This is a genomic window from Brachybacterium sp. p3-SID957, from assembly GCF_025144775.1.
In the GTDB taxonomy this organism is placed as follows: Bacteria; Actinomycetota; Actinomycetes; order Actinomycetales; family Dermabacteraceae; genus Brachybacterium; species Brachybacterium epidermidis.
In genome coordinates this window covers 1-16,157 of sequence record NZ_JALXKT010000068.1, presented here as the reverse complement: position 1 = coordinate 16,157, position 16,157 = coordinate 1, and the positions used below count along the sequence as shown (strand labels likewise).

The 16,157-nt window shown below is 71.4% G+C and carries 11 protein-coding genes, 1 other RNA gene and 1 pseudogene; 7 read left to right on the top strand and 6 right to left on the bottom strand.

The genetic code is table 11. The annotated features are described in order from the left end of the window. Positions 1 to 1,706: sodium-dependent transporter (locus tag M3B01_RS12630; protein ID WP_259792531.1), on the bottom strand; the 1,706-nt coding region annotated here is incomplete at its 3' end. 201 nt (positions 1,707 to 1,907) lie between these two features. Here M3B01_RS12630 and M3B01_RS12625 point away from each other — a divergent pair. Continuing rightward, positions 1,908 to 2,912 carry an aldo/keto reductase family protein gene (locus M3B01_RS12625; protein ID WP_259792529.1) on the top strand — a complete coding sequence of 335 codons (1,005 nt, stop codon included), beginning with the start codon at positions 1,908 to 1,910 and terminating at the stop codon, positions 2,910 to 2,912. A gap of 120 nt (positions 2,913 to 3,032) precedes the next feature. Here the strand turns inward: M3B01_RS12625 and M3B01_RS12620 are convergent. Continuing rightward, positions 3,033 to 4,630, bottom strand: a pseudogene (locus M3B01_RS12620) (alanine/glycine:cation symporter family protein). Between the two features lie 295 nt (positions 4,631 to 4,925). Between M3B01_RS12620 and ffs the strand changes: the two are divergent. The 4 genes from ffs (at position 4,926) to M3B01_RS12600 (ending at position 9,752) form a co-directional block, all read left to right on the top strand. Continuing rightward, positions 4,926 to 5,022, top strand: an RNA gene (gene ffs, locus M3B01_RS12615) — signal recognition particle sRNA small type. Between the two features lie 115 nt (positions 5,023 to 5,137). Next, on the top strand, positions 5,138 to 5,983 hold the full coding sequence (locus tag M3B01_RS14660) for a type II CAAX endopeptidase family protein (RefSeq protein WP_311203230.1): 846 nt from the start codon (positions 5,138 to 5,140) through the stop codon (positions 5,981 to 5,983). Positions 5,984 to 6,059: 76 nt separating this feature from the next. Beyond that, entirely contained in the window at positions 6,060 to 7,007 is a 948-nt protein-coding gene (locus M3B01_RS12605; protein ID WP_259792527.1) for a hypothetical protein, read from the top strand. A 45-nt stretch (positions 7,008 to 7,052) separates the two neighbouring features. Next, positions 7,053 to 9,752: a DNA polymerase III subunit gamma and tau gene (locus M3B01_RS12600; protein WP_259792526.1), complete on the top strand. Its 2,700-nt coding sequence runs from the start codon at positions 7,053 to 7,055 to the stop codon at positions 9,750 to 9,752. Between the two features lie 13 nt (positions 9,753 to 9,765). Here M3B01_RS12600 and M3B01_RS12595 read toward each other — a convergent pair whose 3' ends face one another. From M3B01_RS12595 to M3B01_RS12585, 3 genes are read right to left on the bottom strand one after another with little or no spacing between them, the layout of a single operon-like run. Continuing rightward, entirely contained in the window at positions 9,766 to 10,302 is a 537-nt protein-coding gene (locus M3B01_RS12595; RefSeq protein ID WP_259792524.1) for a transcriptional regulator, read from the bottom strand. Then, entirely contained in the window at positions 10,299 to 11,621 is a 1,323-nt protein-coding gene (locus M3B01_RS12590) for a glycoside hydrolase family 125 protein (RefSeq protein WP_259792523.1), read from the bottom strand. Before M3B01_RS12590 ends, M3B01_RS12595 begins: the two co-directional genes overlap by 4 nt. Before the next feature lie 33 nt (positions 11,622 to 11,654). Further along, entirely contained in the window at positions 11,655 to 12,488 is an 834-nt protein-coding gene (locus tag M3B01_RS12585) for a CDP-alcohol phosphatidyltransferase family protein (RefSeq protein ID WP_259792520.1), read from the bottom strand. A 71-nt stretch (positions 12,489 to 12,559) separates the two neighbouring features. On the opposite strand from M3B01_RS12585, the gene recR reads away from it, so the two are divergent. Both recR and M3B01_RS12575 read left to right on the top strand, forming a co-directional pair. Next, the gene (recR, locus tag M3B01_RS12580; protein ID WP_259792517.1) at positions 12,560 to 13,153 is read left to right on the top strand and encodes a recombination mediator RecR; all 594 of its coding nucleotides are present in this window, start codon (positions 12,560 to 12,562) and stop codon (positions 13,151 to 13,153) included. A 70-nt stretch (positions 13,154 to 13,223) separates the two neighbouring features. Further along, complete coding sequence (locus M3B01_RS12575; protein WP_259792514.1) at positions 13,224 to 14,927, top strand: hypothetical protein; 1,704 nt, start codon at positions 13,224 to 13,226, stop codon at positions 14,925 to 14,927. Positions 14,928 to 15,028: 101 nt separating this feature from the next. Here M3B01_RS12575 and M3B01_RS12570 read toward each other — a convergent pair. Continuing rightward, a partial coding sequence (locus tag M3B01_RS12570) for an ABC transporter permease (RefSeq protein WP_259792511.1) occupies positions 15,029 to 16,157 on the bottom strand: 1,129 nt, incomplete at its 5' end.

Genomic DNA, 16,157 nt, shown 5'->3' with positions numbered 1-16,157 from the left:
GAACGGCCGTCCTGCGGCCCGGCCGGGCGCAGCTGGTGGGGGGTGGCCACGTCATGGCCGGACAGGCCGGTGCCAGGGACCACGGGCGGTGCCAGTTCGTCCCCGTCGGAGTCCGGCCGGTTGAGGTTCGAGCCGCGGGGCCAGGGCAGCAGGGACAGCACCACGCTGCCCACCACCAGGCTCAGGGCCATCAGCCAGCCGAACACGATGTTGAACCACAGCGGGTGGCCGGAGTAGGTGCCCTCGCCGGCGATCAGGTCGATGGTGGAGGCGATCAGCGAGACGCCCAGCACGATCGGCACGATCACCGCCACGGAGACGGTCCATCCCGTGCCCAGGCGGAACGAGCCGCGCAGGTTCAGGTGGTCGCGCAGTGTGGGCAGGGCCCGCACCAGGTAGACCAGCGCCACGGTGCTCACCAGGGCGGCACCGACGATGCCGTACTGGTTGACCCAGTTGTCCATCACGTCCAGCAGGGCAAGGCCCATGGTGGTGGGGAACACCGCGATCGAGAACAGGCCCAGCGGGACCGTCACCAGCAGCGTGGCCGGCACGCGGGAGAGACCGAACTTGTCGCCGATCGCGGAGATGACGACCTCCACGATCGAGACCAGTGAGGTGAAGCCGGCCAGCACCAGGGAGCCGAAGAACAGGACGCCGATCAGGGCGCCGCCGGGGGCCTCGCCGATGATGGCGGGAAAGGCGATGAACGCCAGGCCGATGCCGGAGGAGACCACCTCGTCGACCGCGACGCCCTGCGCCTGGGCCATGAAGCCCAGCGCGCTGAACACGCCGATGCCGGCCAGGATCTCGAAGCTCGAGTTGGCGAAGCCGACCACCAGGCCGGAGCCGGTGAGGTCGGTGTTCTTCTTCAGGTAGGAGGCGTAGGTGAGCATGATGCCGAACGCCACCGACAGGGAGAAGAAGATCTGGCCGTAGGCCGCGACCCACACCCCCGGGCTGAGCAGCGCGCCCCAGTTGGGCCGGAAGAAGGCGTTCAGGCCGGTGAAGGCGCCGGGCAGCATCATGGCCCGCACCACCAGGATCACGAACATGATCACGAGCAGCGGGATGAATATCATCGCGGACTTGGAGATGCCGTTGTGCACACCCAGCACCATCACCAGCACGATGGCCACCCACACCAGGATGCAGGTGATGAGCACGGGTGGGACGTAGTCGAAGGCGACGGTGACGTCGGCCCCTTCGAGGGCCCGGGTGAAGGAGCCGAAGAAGGCGCCGGGGTCGTCGCCCCAGCGGGTGTCGACGGAGAAGACGGTGTAATTGGCGGCCCACGCGATGATGAGCGCGTAGTACACGGCGATGACCACGCAGATCAGCACCTGCCACCAGCCGATGAACTCGGTCCAGCGGGTCAGGCGGCGCCATGCCATCGGGGGTGAGCCCCGCCAGCGGTGGCCGATCGCGTAGTCGATGAACAGCAGGGGGATGCCGGCGGTCAGCAGGGCCACCAGGTACGGGAGGATGAATGCGCCGCCGCCGTTGTCGTAGGCCACGGCGGGGAAGCGCCAGATGTTCCCCAGGCCCACGGCGGATCCGATGGCCGCGAAGATGAACGCGGTGCGGCCCGAGAAGGCGCCGCGGTCGGCACGGGGGGCGCCGCCGCTGCCGGTGCCGGCAGTGGGCCCTGTGCCGGGGGCTGGGCCGTTGCCGGGGGAGGGGGAGGAGGGGTGCGAGGTGCTCATGGTTCGCTTTCGGACTGTCGGGTCGGGGAAGCACGCAGGCCCGTGGGGGACGGGCCTGCAGGGTGGCCGTATCCTAGGTCACACCCGGTGGGTCTGCCACGGGGGTCCGCACCGTGGTCGCCGGCTGCACGAGGCCCTCCTCCTGGGCAGCCGAGTGCGGCCCCCTTCTGGTCGCACAGGCGATCGCCGTAGTGTTTCCGCATGGAACACCGACACCTCGGCCGCAGCGGCCTCAAGATCAGCGAGATCATCTACGGCAACTGGCTCACCCACGCCTCCCAGGTGGAGGACGAGCGCGCCACCGCGTGCGTGCGGGCTGCCCTCGACGCCGGCATCAGCACCTTCGACACCGCCGACACCTACGCCAACACCGCCGCCGAGGTGGTGCTCGGCGATGCCCTCCAGGGGGAGCGGCGCGAGTCGCTGGAGATCTTCACCAAGGTCTACTTCCCCACCGGACCGAAGGGGCACAACGACACCGGTCTGTCCCGCAAGCACATCCGCGAATCCATCGACGGCTCGCTGCGGCGGCTGAAGACCGACTACGTCGACCTCTACCAGGCCCACCGCTACGACTACGCGACCCCGCTGGAGGAGACCATGCAGGCCTTCGCCGACGTGGTGCACGCCGGCAAGGCCCTGTACATCGGCGTCTCCGAATGGAACGCCGACCAGATCCGCGCCGGCCACCAGCTGGCCCGTGACCTGGGCATCCAGCTGGTCTCCAATCAGCCCCAGTACTCGATGCTGTGGCGCGTGATCGAGGAGCGCGTGGTGCCCACCTCCCAGGAGCTGGGCGTCTCCCAGATCGTGTGGTCACCCGTCGCCCAGGGCATCCTCACCGGCAAGTACCAGCCCGGCGCCGAACCGCCGGAGGGATCACGCGCACGCGATGAGAAGGGCGGGGCCGACATGATCAAGCGGTTCCTCGAGGACCGCACCCTTCAGGCCGTGCAGGGACTGCGCCCCATCGCCGAGGAGCTGGGCCTGACCATGGCGCAGCTCGCCGTGGCCTGGGTGCTCGCCAACGACAACGTGGCCGGGGCGATCATCGGCGCCTCCCGCCCGGAGCAGGTCACCGAGAACGTGAAGGCCTCCGGCGTGCGCCTGGAGGCCGATGTCATGACCCGCATCGACGAGGTGCTCGGCGACATCCCCGAGACCGATCCCGCCAAGACGGTCTCTCCCGCGCAGCGGATGAGCTGAGCACACGCGTCGACCCCGAGCTCCTCGGGCCCGTGACGCAGCAGAACGGCCCGGTCCACGCGGACCGGGCCGTTCTGCCGTGACCGCTGTGCGCGTCGATCGGACTGCGCAGCTCCTAGATCAGACGCGAGGAGCGCCGGTGCCCGGGCCGTCGACCGGATCGGCCGGCTGTGCGGCGGCGGTGCCGGCGACCTCCTCGCCGGTACGGCCCTGGAGGGCGCGGCCGTCGGCACGCAGCTCCCAGAACTCGGCGTTGTGGATGCCCAGCGTGCGGGGATCGAACTGCGGGTCGATGCCCTGCTTCTTCTGCTGGTAGTAGTCCTTCAGGGCCTTGAGGGCCGGGCCCTGGACGATCAGGATGCCGACGATGTTCAGCCAGGCCATCGAGCCCACGCCGATGTCGCCCAGGCCCCAGGCGGAGCCGGCGGTGGTCACCGCGCCGTAGGCCACCGAGATCAGCACCAGGCCCTGCAGGAAACGGATGAGAGCGCGGCGCAGCAGCGGGTTCTTCAGTCGACGCGCCAGGTAGACCGTGTTGACCTCGGCCATGTAGTAGTACGCCACGATGGTGGTGAAGGCGAAGAACGTCAGCGCGATCGCCACGAAGCTGGAGCCGAAGCCCGGGACGAAGTTGTCGAAGCCGGCCTGCACGAAGCCCGGGCCGGGCTCCACGTCCTGGCCCAGCTCACCCACGTACAGCGGGTCGCCCTCGGCGGGGAAGGCCTCGTCCTGGAACACCGTGTACATGTCGGTGGAGATGATGATGAACGCGGTGGCGGTGCACACGAACAGGGTGTCGATGTACACGGAGAACGCCTGCACGAAGCCCTGCTTGGCCGGGTGGGAGACCTCGGCGGCAGCAGCGTGGTGCGGGCCGGTGCCCTGACCCGCCTCGTTGGAGTAGATGCCGCGCTGCACGCCCCACTTGATGGCCAGGCCGATGATGGCGCCGTACACGGCGTGCATGCCGAACGCGCCGGAGAAGATCTCACCGAACACGTGGGGGATCTGGTCGAAGTTCACGAAGAACACCAGCAGCGCCGCCAGGATGTACAGGATCGCCATCGGGGGCACCACGTAGGCGGCGAACATGGCGATGCGCTTGACGCCGCCGACCACGATGAAGGCCAGCAGGATCACCATGCCGATGGCGGTGGCCCATTTGGGGAAGCCCCAGGCGTTGTTCATGGCGGAGGAGACGCCGTTGGCCTGCACGCCGGGCAGGAAGAAGCTCATCGCCAGGATGGAGACGCAGGCGAAGAGGACTCCGAAGGCCAGGGACAGTCCCGGAGCCTTGTGCTTGTAGGCCTTCTCGAAGTAGTACGCCGGGCCACCGCGGTACTCACCGGTGTCCGGGTCCTTCTCCTTGTAGATCTGGCCCAGGGTGGACTCGATGAACGAGGTGGACGCGCCGAGGAAGGCCACGGTCCACATCCAGAACACGGCGCCGGGACCGCCGAAGGCGATCGCGGTGGCCACACCACCGATGTTGCCCATGCCCACACGATTGGCGAGCGACATCATCAACGACTGGAAGGAGGAGGTGCCATCGGCGGACTTCTCGCCGCCGATGAGCTGCTTGATCATGTCGGGCAGAGCACGCAGCTGCACGAACCCGGTGCGGATCGAGAAGTACAGGCCGGCAAGGAGACACAGGGCGACCAGGGGATCGACCAGATCACCCCGTTGGTGGCACTGATCATGTCGGCGAAACTCATGGAACTCTCCTGGGGGGCAAAAGGGGACGGGGCTGCGGGGCACGGCGATGACATCGACGGCATCGCCGTGTGAGGGGGGTCACGAGTGGGTGCTGTTCGGGACAGTAGTCGACACCGTGACAGGAAATCGAGTGTTCCTCGTTCCGTTGCAGTGTCGTGACCTACGGCATCGAGACCGGGCGCTGACCCGGGCGCCGAGCGCCAGACGCTTGGCAGCGGCGACGTCCTCGTCCAGGCGCTGAGCGGCCTACCGCACACCGCCTCGAACCTTGCGCTCGGGACCGCTACACTCATGGGCGACCCCTCGTGTGGTGTCATCTCGCTGAACTCCCCCAGGGCTTGACGGCAGCAAGGGCAGGCGGGCTCTGGCAGGTGCACGAGGGGTCCTTTCATGTCCGGGTGGGGGGATAGCCCCCGCCGGATGGGGCGGAGGGCCCCGGCGCGTGGACCAGGGTGCGGTTCCTACCGTGATCGGTGTCGGCATCCCATCACCCCAGGAGCACCGCGATGACCCCCGTGACCACGCCCGAACCCACCCCTGCTGCCACGGCCGTCCCCGCCGACGCTGTGCCCATCTCCCGCATCCTCGCGTTCTCTGCGCTGGTGCTGGTGGCGGCGTGCCTGCTCTCGGCTCCCTTCGCGCTGGACCTGCTGCCCCCCGAGGCTGCAGCACTGGTGGTTCCGATAGCCCAGTTCACCCCGCTGCTGGCCGCCCTGCTGGTGCGGCGCCGACCCGGCCGGCTCAGAGCCGACCTCGGGCTGCTGGTGCCCTCCGGCCGCGCTCTGGTGCTGGGCATGCTGCTGGCGATAGCGGTCTTCACCGTGGTGCCGGTGCTGCGGGTCCTCGCATCGGTGGCCCTGGGGTCGGCCGCATGGAGCACCCCGGAGGAGGCGGCCGCGATCCTGGTGGCGCTGCCCCTGGTCGCTGTGCTGCAGACGGTCCTGGCCTTCGGTGAGGAGACCGGATGGCGCGGGTGGCTCCACGGTGCCCTCAGCCCGTACGGAATCCTGGCGACCGCACTGGTCACGGCGGTGCTGTGGGCGCTGTGGCACCTTCCCATCGTGCTCGCCCTGGGCATGGGGCCGACGGACTCGATCGCGTACCTGGGGACGATTGCGGCGGTCTCACCGCTGCTGACCGTGCTGCGGGAGCTGAGCGGGAACATATGGCCGGCCCTGCTCGCCCACGGGCTGCTCAACAGCCTGCGCGTGGCCATCGAGCAGAACCTCACCACCCCGCTGTCCGGCGGGCCGGAACGCTGGATCCTCGAGGCGGCCAGCTGGTCGATGTGGGTTGCGGCAGCGGCTCTGGTGCTGTGGCTCGCCGGCCGGCGACCCTTTGTGCGCGCCTGATCTCCTACCTATGTCGGCCCAGGTATCGGCCATTGGGTCGATGGCAGCGAACGGGGCGACTCGGCAGGCTGGAGCCATGAGCACCACCCAGCCCGCCGGGGCGACGACAGACCCCGGCGACGAGACCTCGACGCAGCCCCGGGTCACCGTGTACCGCGGGACCGTCGAGGGCCACACCTACGTGGTGCGGGCGCGTCACGGCGTGGTGGACACCTGGGCCACGGTGATCATCGACGGCGTCTTCCACGACCCCCGTCGGGAGTCGAAGCCCCGCACCACGACGGTGAGCGTGGGCTCCGGAGCCCGGGAGGCGGCCCGCGGCGAGGCCAGCGGCGAGGTGGACGGCCTGGCTTTCAGTGCAGAGGAGTCCTTCAGGGCGGTCGACTACGTGGTGCGGCGGCCCGATGAGAACGGGAAGCTGCGCATCGCCGAGCGGATCCGGGTGAGCACCGCCGGGTTGGGCGGCAAGGGCGAGGTGGATGTGCTGGGTGGTGCGGAGGGGGAGCGGATGGGGGGTTTCTACCCCACCCCACTCGTGCCCGAGAAGGGCAGCGCCTCCTGGCAGCGTGAACAGCGCAAGCTCGCTCATCCGATGCGATTCGCGCTGGTCAGCGCCGCGTTCACGGCCGCGAAGTACCTGATCCCGCTGCTGGGCATCAGCGCGCTTTTCAGTGGTCTGCTGCGCCCGGTGCGGGAATGGGTGGAGTCCCTGATCCGCCCGCCGGTGGAGTGGATCGCGGAGCTGCTGCGCCCGGTGGGGGAAGTGATCGACGCGGTTCTGGAGCCGATCGGCCGGGCCCTGGCATGGCTGCGCGAGACCCTGTTCGGCTGGATCCCGGAGCTCTCGTTCTCGTTGTCGTTCGACGTGCCCAGCTGGGTGTTCGATGTCGGCATCCCGGTGGTGATCGTGCTGCTGGTGTTCTGGATAACCCTCGGCAAGCTCAAGCGGCGCCGCTCCCAGCTGGGTGTTTCCGATGACGCCCCGTCGGCGCCGGATGATGAGCCCGGCCGCACCTCGGACTGATCCACAGCGGCTCCGACTGACAGTCCCCTCCACTAGCCTGTGGGGGTGGCCACTGCTCTGTACCGTCGATACCGTCCGGAGTCCTTCGCTGAGGTGATCGGCCAGGACCATGTCACCACGCCCCTGCGGCGTGCGCTGAACGCGGGCAGGATCGGCCACGCCTACCTGTTCTCCGGCCCCCGCGGCTGCGGGAAGACGACGTCGGCCCGCATTCTGGCGCGCTGCCTGAACTGCGCCGAGGGTCCGACGGACACCCCCTGCGGGGCTTGTGATTCATGTCGCGACCTGGCCCGCGACGGCGCTGGCAGCCTGGACGTGGTGGAGATCGACGCCGCCAGTCACGGCGGTGTGGACGATGCCCGTGAGCTGCGCGAGCGCGCCTCCTTCGCCCCGGTGCGGGACCGCTTCAAGGTGTTCATCATCGACGAGGCCCACATGGTCACCTCCGCCGGCTTCAACGCCCTGCTGAAGCTGGTGGAGGAGCCGCCGGAGCACGTGAAGTTCGTGTTCGCCACCACCGAGCCGGACAAGGTGATCGGCACCATCCGCTCCCGCACCCACCACTACCCGTTCCGCCTGATCCCGCCGCAGGTGCTGAGCCCGTACCTGCGGGAGGTGTGCGATGCCGAGCAGGTCCCCGTGGGGGATGGCGTGCTGCCGCTGGTGGTGCGCGCCGGGGGCGGGTCTGCCCGTGACTCCATGTCGGTGCTGGACCAGCTGATGGCCGGGGCGGGGGAGGACGGCCTGGACTTCCCCACCGCGATCGCACTGCTGGGCTTCACCGACACCGCCCTGCTGGACCGCGCTGTGGAGGCGATCGCCCAGCGCGACGCCGCCGCCCTGTACGGGGCGGTGGAGGAGGTCATCTCCACCGGCCATGAGCCGCGCCGCTTCGTGGAGGACCTGCTGGAGCGCATCCGCGACCTGATCGTGCTGGCGGCGGTGCCCGATCGCGGCGGCGATCTGCTGCCGCACATCCCGGCCGGGGACCTCGAACGCATGACCGCCCAGGCCTCCACCTTCGCACCGGCGGATCTGTCCACCGCCGGTGAGCTGGTGCACGAGACCCTCTCCACGATGAGCGGTGCCACCTCGCCGCGCGTGCACCTCGAGCTGTTGGCCGCCCGGCTGGTGCTGCGGGACGAGGCGGGCGCCCAGACGGCAGGTTCCGCCCCGCAGGAGCCCTCCGCTGCGCCGACGCAGCCCGCGCCCGGTGGATCGGGCCGCGACGAGGCCCGCCGCATCGCACAGGAGAAGGCCGAGGCCGCCCGACAGGCCCGGGGGGTGCGTGCCCCCAGCCAGCCGCCCCCGGAGCGACCCGAGCAGCCCCACCGGAACCAGCCCGCACCCCAGTGGCCGGAGCAGCAACGGCCCGCCGAGGAGCAACCGGCCCTGGCAGCCGCCCAGCAACCGGACCCGCAGCCGGCGCCGCAGCAGCCCCCCGCCGGAGGCAGCGGTCTGGATGCCGACGAGGTGCGGGGCCACTGGTCCGCGATCCTCGACGAGCTCGCGCAGATCAGGCGCCCCAGCTGGGCGCTGCTGTCGCAGAACGCGCACGTGCACGGGGCGCAGGGATCCACGCTGCTCCTGGGCTTCCGCACGGAGGGTCTGCTGGCGGCGTTCCGTCGCGGCACCGCTGCGGAGAACCTCGCCGAGGCCGTCCACCGCATCATGCACGTCAGGGTCACCGTCGATGCCGTGGTGGGGGAGGACCCGGGCCCGGGCGGCGGCGCGTCCGGCGGCGCGTCCGGCGGAGGGCCGAGCGGAGGGCCCGGCAGTGCACCGAGTGGTGGGCCGGCGCCTGCACCTCAACAGGGAGACGCCCCGCAGAGCGGATCCCCGCGGGCCGAGGAGAGCGGGGGATCGGGGCCGGCCGCCTCGACCGCCCGCGACCGGGCTTCCCAGAGCTGGGGCGATGTCGCCGTCGCCACCCTCGGCGGCGCCCGCACGCAGGCATCGGAGCGCTCTGCCCAGCCGCGGCCCCAGCAGCGCGCCGAGCGCACGGCCCCCGCGCAGGAGGACTTCGCACCGGAGCCCGACGACCCCTACCCGCCGGACCCGGACGACAGCTCCTGGGGGCCAGGACCGAGCCCGGCTGCGGCTCGTGTTCCTGCCGCACGGCCCGCGCAGGTCGAGGCATCGCCCGCCACCCCAGGCCGTGGGCCCGCCTCCCCAGGCCGTGGGCCCGCCTCCCCAGGCCGTGGGCCCGCCTCCGCAGACCGTGCGCCCGCCCCGCCCGCCGACGAGGACATCCCGGTGGTTGAGGACGAGGGCCGCGACAGCCTCCCCGAGGGGGAGCCGCGCACCTACGGCCAGGCAGCCCTGCGCCGTGCCATCGCCGAGGGGCGCGTGGTGCACTCGAAGCCGGCGGAGTCCACCGCACAGTCGACCGGCGAGCCCGCTGCTGCATCGGTGGTCGCCTCGGTGACGGCGGCCCAGCCGGCACCTGCTGCACCCGAGCTCGAATCCGAACCCGCGCCGCAGCGTCCCCGCTCGGGGGCCGACCTGGCGCGCGAGGCCGCTCACGCCTCCCGGCATGCGGGTCGGCGCTTCGGAGTGGTCAAGGGGAAGCAGGCCGCACCGGGGGCTGCCGATGGCGCGGACGAGCCGGACGATGATCCCACCGGAGGCGCCACCCGGGACGACGAGGATGCCGAGTACACCCGCCGCTCCGGGCGCGAGGTCATCGAGTCCGTGCTGGGCGGGAAGGTGCTCGAGGTGATCGAGGAGCGCCCGGACTACTGAACCGGGCCCGGTGCTACGCGCGCTCGCCGCGCGGCTCGAGCAGGCTGAACAGGTCCGTGCGCAGCGCCGCCGGGTCGACGTCGGGAGAGGGCACGCTCACATACATCTCCCAGAACGGGTACGTCATCTGCTCCCCATCCCGGCCGATGTCCTCGGTGAACGCGCCCCAGGTCTCCGCCAGGCCCCCGTAGGCACCCATGTGGGAGATCGCGGCGACGCGACCCCCGGGCAGCACCGAGCCCACCACCTCGTAGTCGCTGGGCAGGGTGAGGGTCTCGGTGAGAGGGGAGTCCACGGGGAAGCCCACCTCCAGATCCGCCGTGTCCACCGGCATCCGGTGGTGCAGCACCACGGCCGGCCCGATCGGGTGGATCCCCACCTCGGCCAGGGCATCGGCCAGGTGCGAGAACGTGCCGTCCATCAGGGAGGACATCTCGTACATCGGGACGTCGTCCAGCTTCACCACCGCAGTGGGGATCTCCGGCGCCTCCACCACACGGCTGGCTGTGAACGGCTCGCTCGCATCATAGGGGTGCGGCATCAACGTCATCGCTGGGTCCTGTGGATGCCCGCCAGGTCCAGCGCCAGCTCGCAGAACATCGAGTTCGACCAGGAGAACCACTCGCGGGTGAAGATCGTGGGATCGTCCACGTGGACGCCCTCGTGCATCATCCCGGTGCCGCCGTCGGTGCGCATCAGCTGCTCCAGGATGCGGCGCTTCTCAGCGTCGTCACCGCTGGTGAGGCCCTCGATGTTCTTCGCGATCGGCCACACGTGGTCCTTCGGCGTGTGCGGGGAGCCCACGCCCTCCAGGTACAGGCCGGCGAAGTAGTACGGGTTGGCGCGGGAGAACACCGCCGCGCGGGTGGCCCGGTACAGCGGATCGGCGGCATCGGCGCAGTCCAGGTACGGCAGCGACAGCAGGCTGGGCACGTTGGCGTCGTCCAGGAACACGTGGTTGCCGCGGCCGTCGACCTCGTAGGCCCAGATCCGCTCGCCCTCCGGTCCGTCGATCTGGCCGTGCTCGTCCAGCGCCTGACGGATCTCGGCGGAGAGTCGACGCGCCTCGGCGGCATCGTCCGCCTCGCCCTCGACGTGCTCCAGCAGGTCCCCGAGCCGCTCCAGGGCCAGCGCCAGGAAGTGGTTGCCGGGGATGTTGTAGCCCAGCTCGCAGGTGTCGTCGCTGGGCCGGAAGCCCGCCCACACCAGGCCCGTCGGCTCCGTCAGGCCGCCCAGGCCGTCCCGCGCCAGGGTGTCCTGGGCAGGGACGCCGGGGCGGCGGAAGCGGTACGGGGAGCGCTCCTCGTGGTGCTGTTCGGTGCGCACCGTCTCCAGGATCGCGCGGGCCGCGGGCAGGAACTCCTGATCGGCCCAGGAGGTGTCCCCGGTGGCCTTCCACACCCGCCAGGCCAGGTCCGGCCCGTAGGAGAGGGAGTCCAGCTCGAACTTGCGCTCCCACGCCCAGGGGTTGTCCCGATCGGTGTCGTCGCCGTCCCAGGAGGAGCCGTCGGGGTGGCGGTTGAAGGCGTTGGCGTACGGGTCGATCACGATGTACTGCCAGTGGCGGCGCAGCAGGCCCGACAGCAGGGACACCAGCCCCGCGCGGTCCTCCGCGGAGCCCACCTCGCCCACCACCAGGCGCAGCAGCGGGGTGAGCTGGGCGGCGGAGTCCCGCAGCCACATCGCCGGGATGTCCCCTGTGATCACGAACGTGGTGCCGTCCGGCTCCACGCTCACCGTGGTCTCGGCCGTGTTGCGCAGGTATGCGATGACGCGGCCGGCGATCTCCTGGCTGGAGCCGGCCTCCCCCAGGCCGTCCAGGAGTCTCTCGTGGACGGCGTCGAGCAGGGTGTCGGGCAGCTGGACCATGACTCTCCTCGGAAGCGGATGTGAACGTCCAGGCTAGCGGGGGTGGCCCTGTCCGGGGGAGCCGTCCGCGCCGAATCCGCGCAGCAGATCCGCGCCGTCCCGGGCGAAGGAGGCCGACAGCGCCAGCGCGGCCCCGCCCGTCAGTGCGCGGACGGCACGCTGCGGGACCATGGGCCACGTGGTCGCCACCAGCGCCACCATCGACCCGCCCGCGATCACCCGGCGCGACAGGCGCGGCTCCAGCTCGCCCCGCAGGGCCGGGACCAGCTGCCGCGCCGCCCCGAACACGTAGCGCAGTGCGCCGGGCACCACCACCCAGCGGGTGCGGTGCAGCATCGCGGCCGACAGCACCGCGATCGCCGCGGCGTCGGCCTCCAGGTCGAAGCGCCAGCCCCGCGTGGTGGTGCAGCCGGTGCGGCGCGCCACTTGCCCGTCGATCGCGTCCAGGCCGATGGCGAGGGTGAACAATGCTGCCTGCGGGATGGTGCGGAGGCGGGCCGTGCTCCCATCGGCACCGCTTTCGAGGTCTGCGTCCGCGAGCAGGCGGCCCGCGAGAAGGCGGCCCGCGAGCGCCGCGATCAGCGAGGCGCGCACCCGGGTTACGTGATCGGCGCGCGTGAGCGGCTCCGGTCCCAGCAGCACCTCGGTGAGGATCCCGCCTGCCAGTGCCGTCCCGGCAGAGATCGCGCCGCGGAGCGGACCGAGACCGTCGGCTGCGCACAGGGCGCCGGCGACCAGAGGGGCGGAGCCCAGGTGCAGGGCACGGGCCCAGCGGTCCCGGGAGCGATCAGCCGCATCCCCGGAAGTGTCAACCGCGCCACGGGAGCGGGTCGTGTCGCGGGTGCGGGAGGCGCGGCGGTGGAGCATTCGCCAAGTCTGCCAGGGCTCGCGATGCACCAGGCGTTCGGGTGTCAGCCAGGGCAACTACAGTTGGACGGGTGTACGAAGGCATCGTCCAGGACCTCATCGACGAGCTCGGCAAGCTGCCGGGCATCGGCCCCAAGTCGGCCCAGCGCATCGCGTTCCACTTGCTGGACGCCGATAACGCCGCCGTGCGGCGCCTGGCCGAGGTGCTGGTGAAGGTCAAGGACACGGTGCGGTTCTGCGAGGTGTGCGGGAACGTCTCGGCCGAGGACCGCTGCCGGATCTGCGCCGATCCCCGCCGCAGCGACGAGGTGATCTGCGTGGTCGAGGAGTCCAAGGACATCGTGGCCATCGAGCGGATCCGCGAGTTCAAGGGCCGCTATCACGTGCTCGGGGGTGCGATCGACCCGATCGGCGGTGTGGGCCCGGGCGATCTGCGCATCACCGAGCTGATGAAGCGCCTGGGCACTGGGGAGACCACCGAGGTGATCCTGGCGCTGGACCCGAACATCGAGGGGGAGGCCACCGCCGCTTACCTTTCCCGACTGCTGGGGCCGCTGGAGATCACGGTCACCCGCCTGGCCTCCGGCCTGCCCGTGGGCGGGGACCTCGACTACGCCGACGAGATGACACTGGGCCGTGCCTTCCTGGGCAGGCGCAGCGTGTGAAGCCCGCGCGTCGGCCCCACCGGCCGCCCCACCCATCCGCCACCGCCCGACGCGGGAGAAGGGAGCAACGATGACCTCGCCGTTCGACCGCGCCCTGCCGCCGCTGACGGACCTGCCGCCACCCGTGCGCCTGCCCGAGGATCCCCCCTCCCTGGTGCCGCCCGGGGAGATCCTGGTCGACTCGCGCGCCGCCATCACCCGCCGCCTGCTGCGCATCGTGTGGATGCCCGCCCTGGTGCTGATCGGCCTGTGGTACGTGCTGCTGTTCCTCTACGTCACCGGGGCCTCGCCCACGTACTGGCTGCTCAGCCTGCTGGTGGGCCTGTTCGAGCCGATGTACCTGCGGGTCGCGCTGGGATCGCTGGGCTTCACCTCCGCCGGGCTGTGGACGGCCGCACTGTTCCTGCCCGTCGGTGCCACCGCACTGAGCGTGGCCCTGCTGCCGCTGGCGTCACGGGCGATCTCCGGGATCAACCCGCAGCACCATCTCAGTGAGGCCGGCTTCCAGCGGCAGGTCGCCACCCGCATCACCGCGGTGCTGATGGCCCCGCCCCTGGTGGTCACCGCCATCCTGCTGCTGCTGGTCAGCCAGCCCTTCGGGCGGGTGCCGCTGCTGCACTGGCCCAGCCTGAGCGCGGGACCGCTCGCCGCGGCCTGCGCCGGCCTGCTGGCGATCATGCTGGCGTGGGTGTGGATCCGCGCCTGGGTGAGCGCGCCGCGCGTGCTCGGCGTGACCCCCGCCAGTGCACTGGAGACCACCGCCCGCCTGGACCGTGACCACGACCAGCGCCGCGCCGCCGCGAAGAAGGTGCTGGCTCAGGACCGCCGGCACCTGCCGCCCAACCTGGGCACGCCCGAGGCCGACGGCGCCCTCACCCCGCGGGGCATGGGATACGCGCTGCTGCACTCCGGTGTGGCCTGGCTGCGGTGGGTGGCACCGGCGCTGCTGTCCCTGGGCGTGATGGTGTTCGGCATCGCCGATGTCGTCACCGTGTTCACCGGCATGGGGCAGGACCTGGAGGCCGTGCAGTCCGCCCCGCTGAGCCTGCCGGTGATCCTGGGGGCGTTCCTGGTGCTGGCCGTGGCGGGGGTGGCTGCTGCGACCGCACCGGCGTTGGCCGCGGCCCTGTCGGCATCCCAGAGAGAGCAGGTCACCGACCAGCGCTCCTACCCGTCGTGGGTGCACCGCGCACGGGTGAACCCCTGGGAGGCCAGGGTGGTGGGCCTCGCCGGATGGATCACCGCCGGGGCCGCGCTGCTGGCGATCGTACTGGTGGCGCTGCTGCTCGAGCTGCTCGGGGCCGCCACGGGCCTGGCCTGGACCTGGATCGTGCTGGGCGCGCTGGTGGGGGTGCCGCTGCTGGGTGCGGGCACGGTCGCCGCGATGCGCAACGGGCTGCGGGACGTGTTCTACGGGCCCGACCACCGGTACATGCGCCGGGAGACCGAGCATGCCCTGGTGGCGCCGGACATCGGCACCCGCGCCGATCGGGCCCGCGATCCCGCCGTGCGCGCCCACCTGCGCCAGCGCCTGCAGGCCGACGGCAAGGACCACTCCCTGGAGCTGTTCGACCTGGATGCCGCCGGGGACCGGCTGTGGATCGACGAGTCCCTGCCCGGGGCCCGCACCACCGAGGTGCGCTCGGCCGACGTCGCCGCCGGGCAGCTGCCGGACTTCGGCGGGGAGGGCTCGCCCTTCCAGGCCCCATCTCAGGACGGCCAGTCCCGCGGGCACGAGATCCCCGACAGCATCACGGGCCTGCGGGAGCGCTGAGGCGACGGGGTCGCTGGGGACCGGTCGGCCCCCAGGGTCGGGCCGCGGGCCAGCCGCGCGAGGGACGGCCCGCCGGGTCGGCACCGTTCGTCGGCCCGGACTCAGGCGATCCGGATCCCCTTGCCGAGCATCCTGATCGGCACCGCCAGGCGCCACGTGGCCAGGGCCAGGGACGCACCGCCCGCCAGGAACCAGCAGCCCAGCCCCAGGGGCCAGATCGGCCGGTTGGCGGGGCTGCCCAGCGCCGACGGGTACCCCTCGGCGTCCAGTGAGCAATGGTTGAAGTTGCTGGGATGCAGGGGTTGGGTGGCATGCCGCAGGCCCAGCTGCATCAGCTGCAGCAGGTCCCACGACTCCTCGTCGGCCGCCATGGTCGGCGGCGGCATGGGCGGGGCCACGTCGGCCAGCAGCAGCACGGGGTTGGGCCAGATCAGCGGCTGGGAGATGTCCAGGCGCACCACGGTGCGCTCGTCGAGTTCGCGCACGCAGCGCGCCTGGCTCCAGGAGTCGTCCGTGCCGTCGCTGAAGTCGTAGTCGTCGTCGTAGACGGTGACCTCGCGCTCCTCCTGCAGGAACGCCGCTGAGGAGCCCCACATGATGGGCCCCACCACGGTCACCCCGAACACCGCCACGTAGGCCAGCACCACTGATCCGAGCTGCCGGGCGGTGATGGCCGAGAGCCCCAGGCCCACCGCGGTCACGCACAGGGCGAGCGCGGCGATCACCAGCAGCACCCGCAGCAGGTACAGCGGGCCCACTCCGCCCAGCAGGGCCGTGGGCAGCACCGACGGCAGCGCCAGCAGCAGGAAGGCCAGGCCCGTCACCCACCCGGCCAGCAGCTTGCCCAGCACGATCTCCAACGGCGAGATCAGGCTGGACTGCAGCGTGGCCAGGGTGCCGGCGCTGCGGTCACCGTTGATGGACCCGGCCGACATCGCCGGCAGCACCAGCAGCATCGCGAACAGCACCAGCAGCATCTGCAGGCTGAACACCACTCGGGAGGTCTCGCGGAAGGCGATGTACCCGGTGAACATGGCCGTCGGCGCCAGGATCACCAGGCCGAGCAGCAGCAGCGCCACCGTCCACAGGCCCAGCGCCACGTACCAGCGGCGCGAGCGGATGCGCTGGCGCAGCTCGAGGGAGGTCACCAGGCCCAGTCCGCGCAGGCGCAGTGCGCGCGCGCCGGTGGGGGAGGGGGCGCGCGCGGGGCCGGGGGCGGGGGCGGGGGGG

What these genes read in the sequence shown, in the direction of transcription:
- M3B01_RS12595 (WP_259792524.1), bottom strand. Translation starts at nt 10,302, where the DNA reads ATGACGTTGATGCCGCACCCCTATGATGCGAGCGAGCCGTTCACAGCC.
- M3B01_RS12625 (WP_259792529.1), top strand. Translation starts at nt 1,908, where the DNA reads ATGGAACACCGACACCTCGGCCGCAGCGGCCTCAAGATCAGCGAGATC.
- M3B01_RS12590 (WP_259792523.1), bottom strand. Translation starts at nt 11,621, where the DNA reads ATGGTCCAGCTGCCCGACACCCTGCTCGACGCCGTCCACGAGAGACTC.
- M3B01_RS12575 (WP_259792514.1), top strand. Translation starts at nt 13,224, where the DNA reads ATGACCTCGCCGTTCGACCGCGCCCTGCCGCCGCTGACGGACCTGCCG.
- M3B01_RS12585 (WP_259792520.1), bottom strand. Translation starts at nt 12,488, where the DNA reads ATGCTCCACCGCCGCGCCTCCCGCACCCGCGACACGACCCGCTCCCGT.
- M3B01_RS12605 (WP_259792527.1), top strand. Translation starts at nt 6,060, where the DNA reads ATGAGCACCACCCAGCCCGCCGGGGCGACGACAGACCCCGGCGACGAG.
- M3B01_RS14660 (WP_311203230.1), top strand. Translation starts at nt 5,138, where the DNA reads ATGACCCCCGTGACCACGCCCGAACCCACCCCTGCTGCCACGGCCGTC.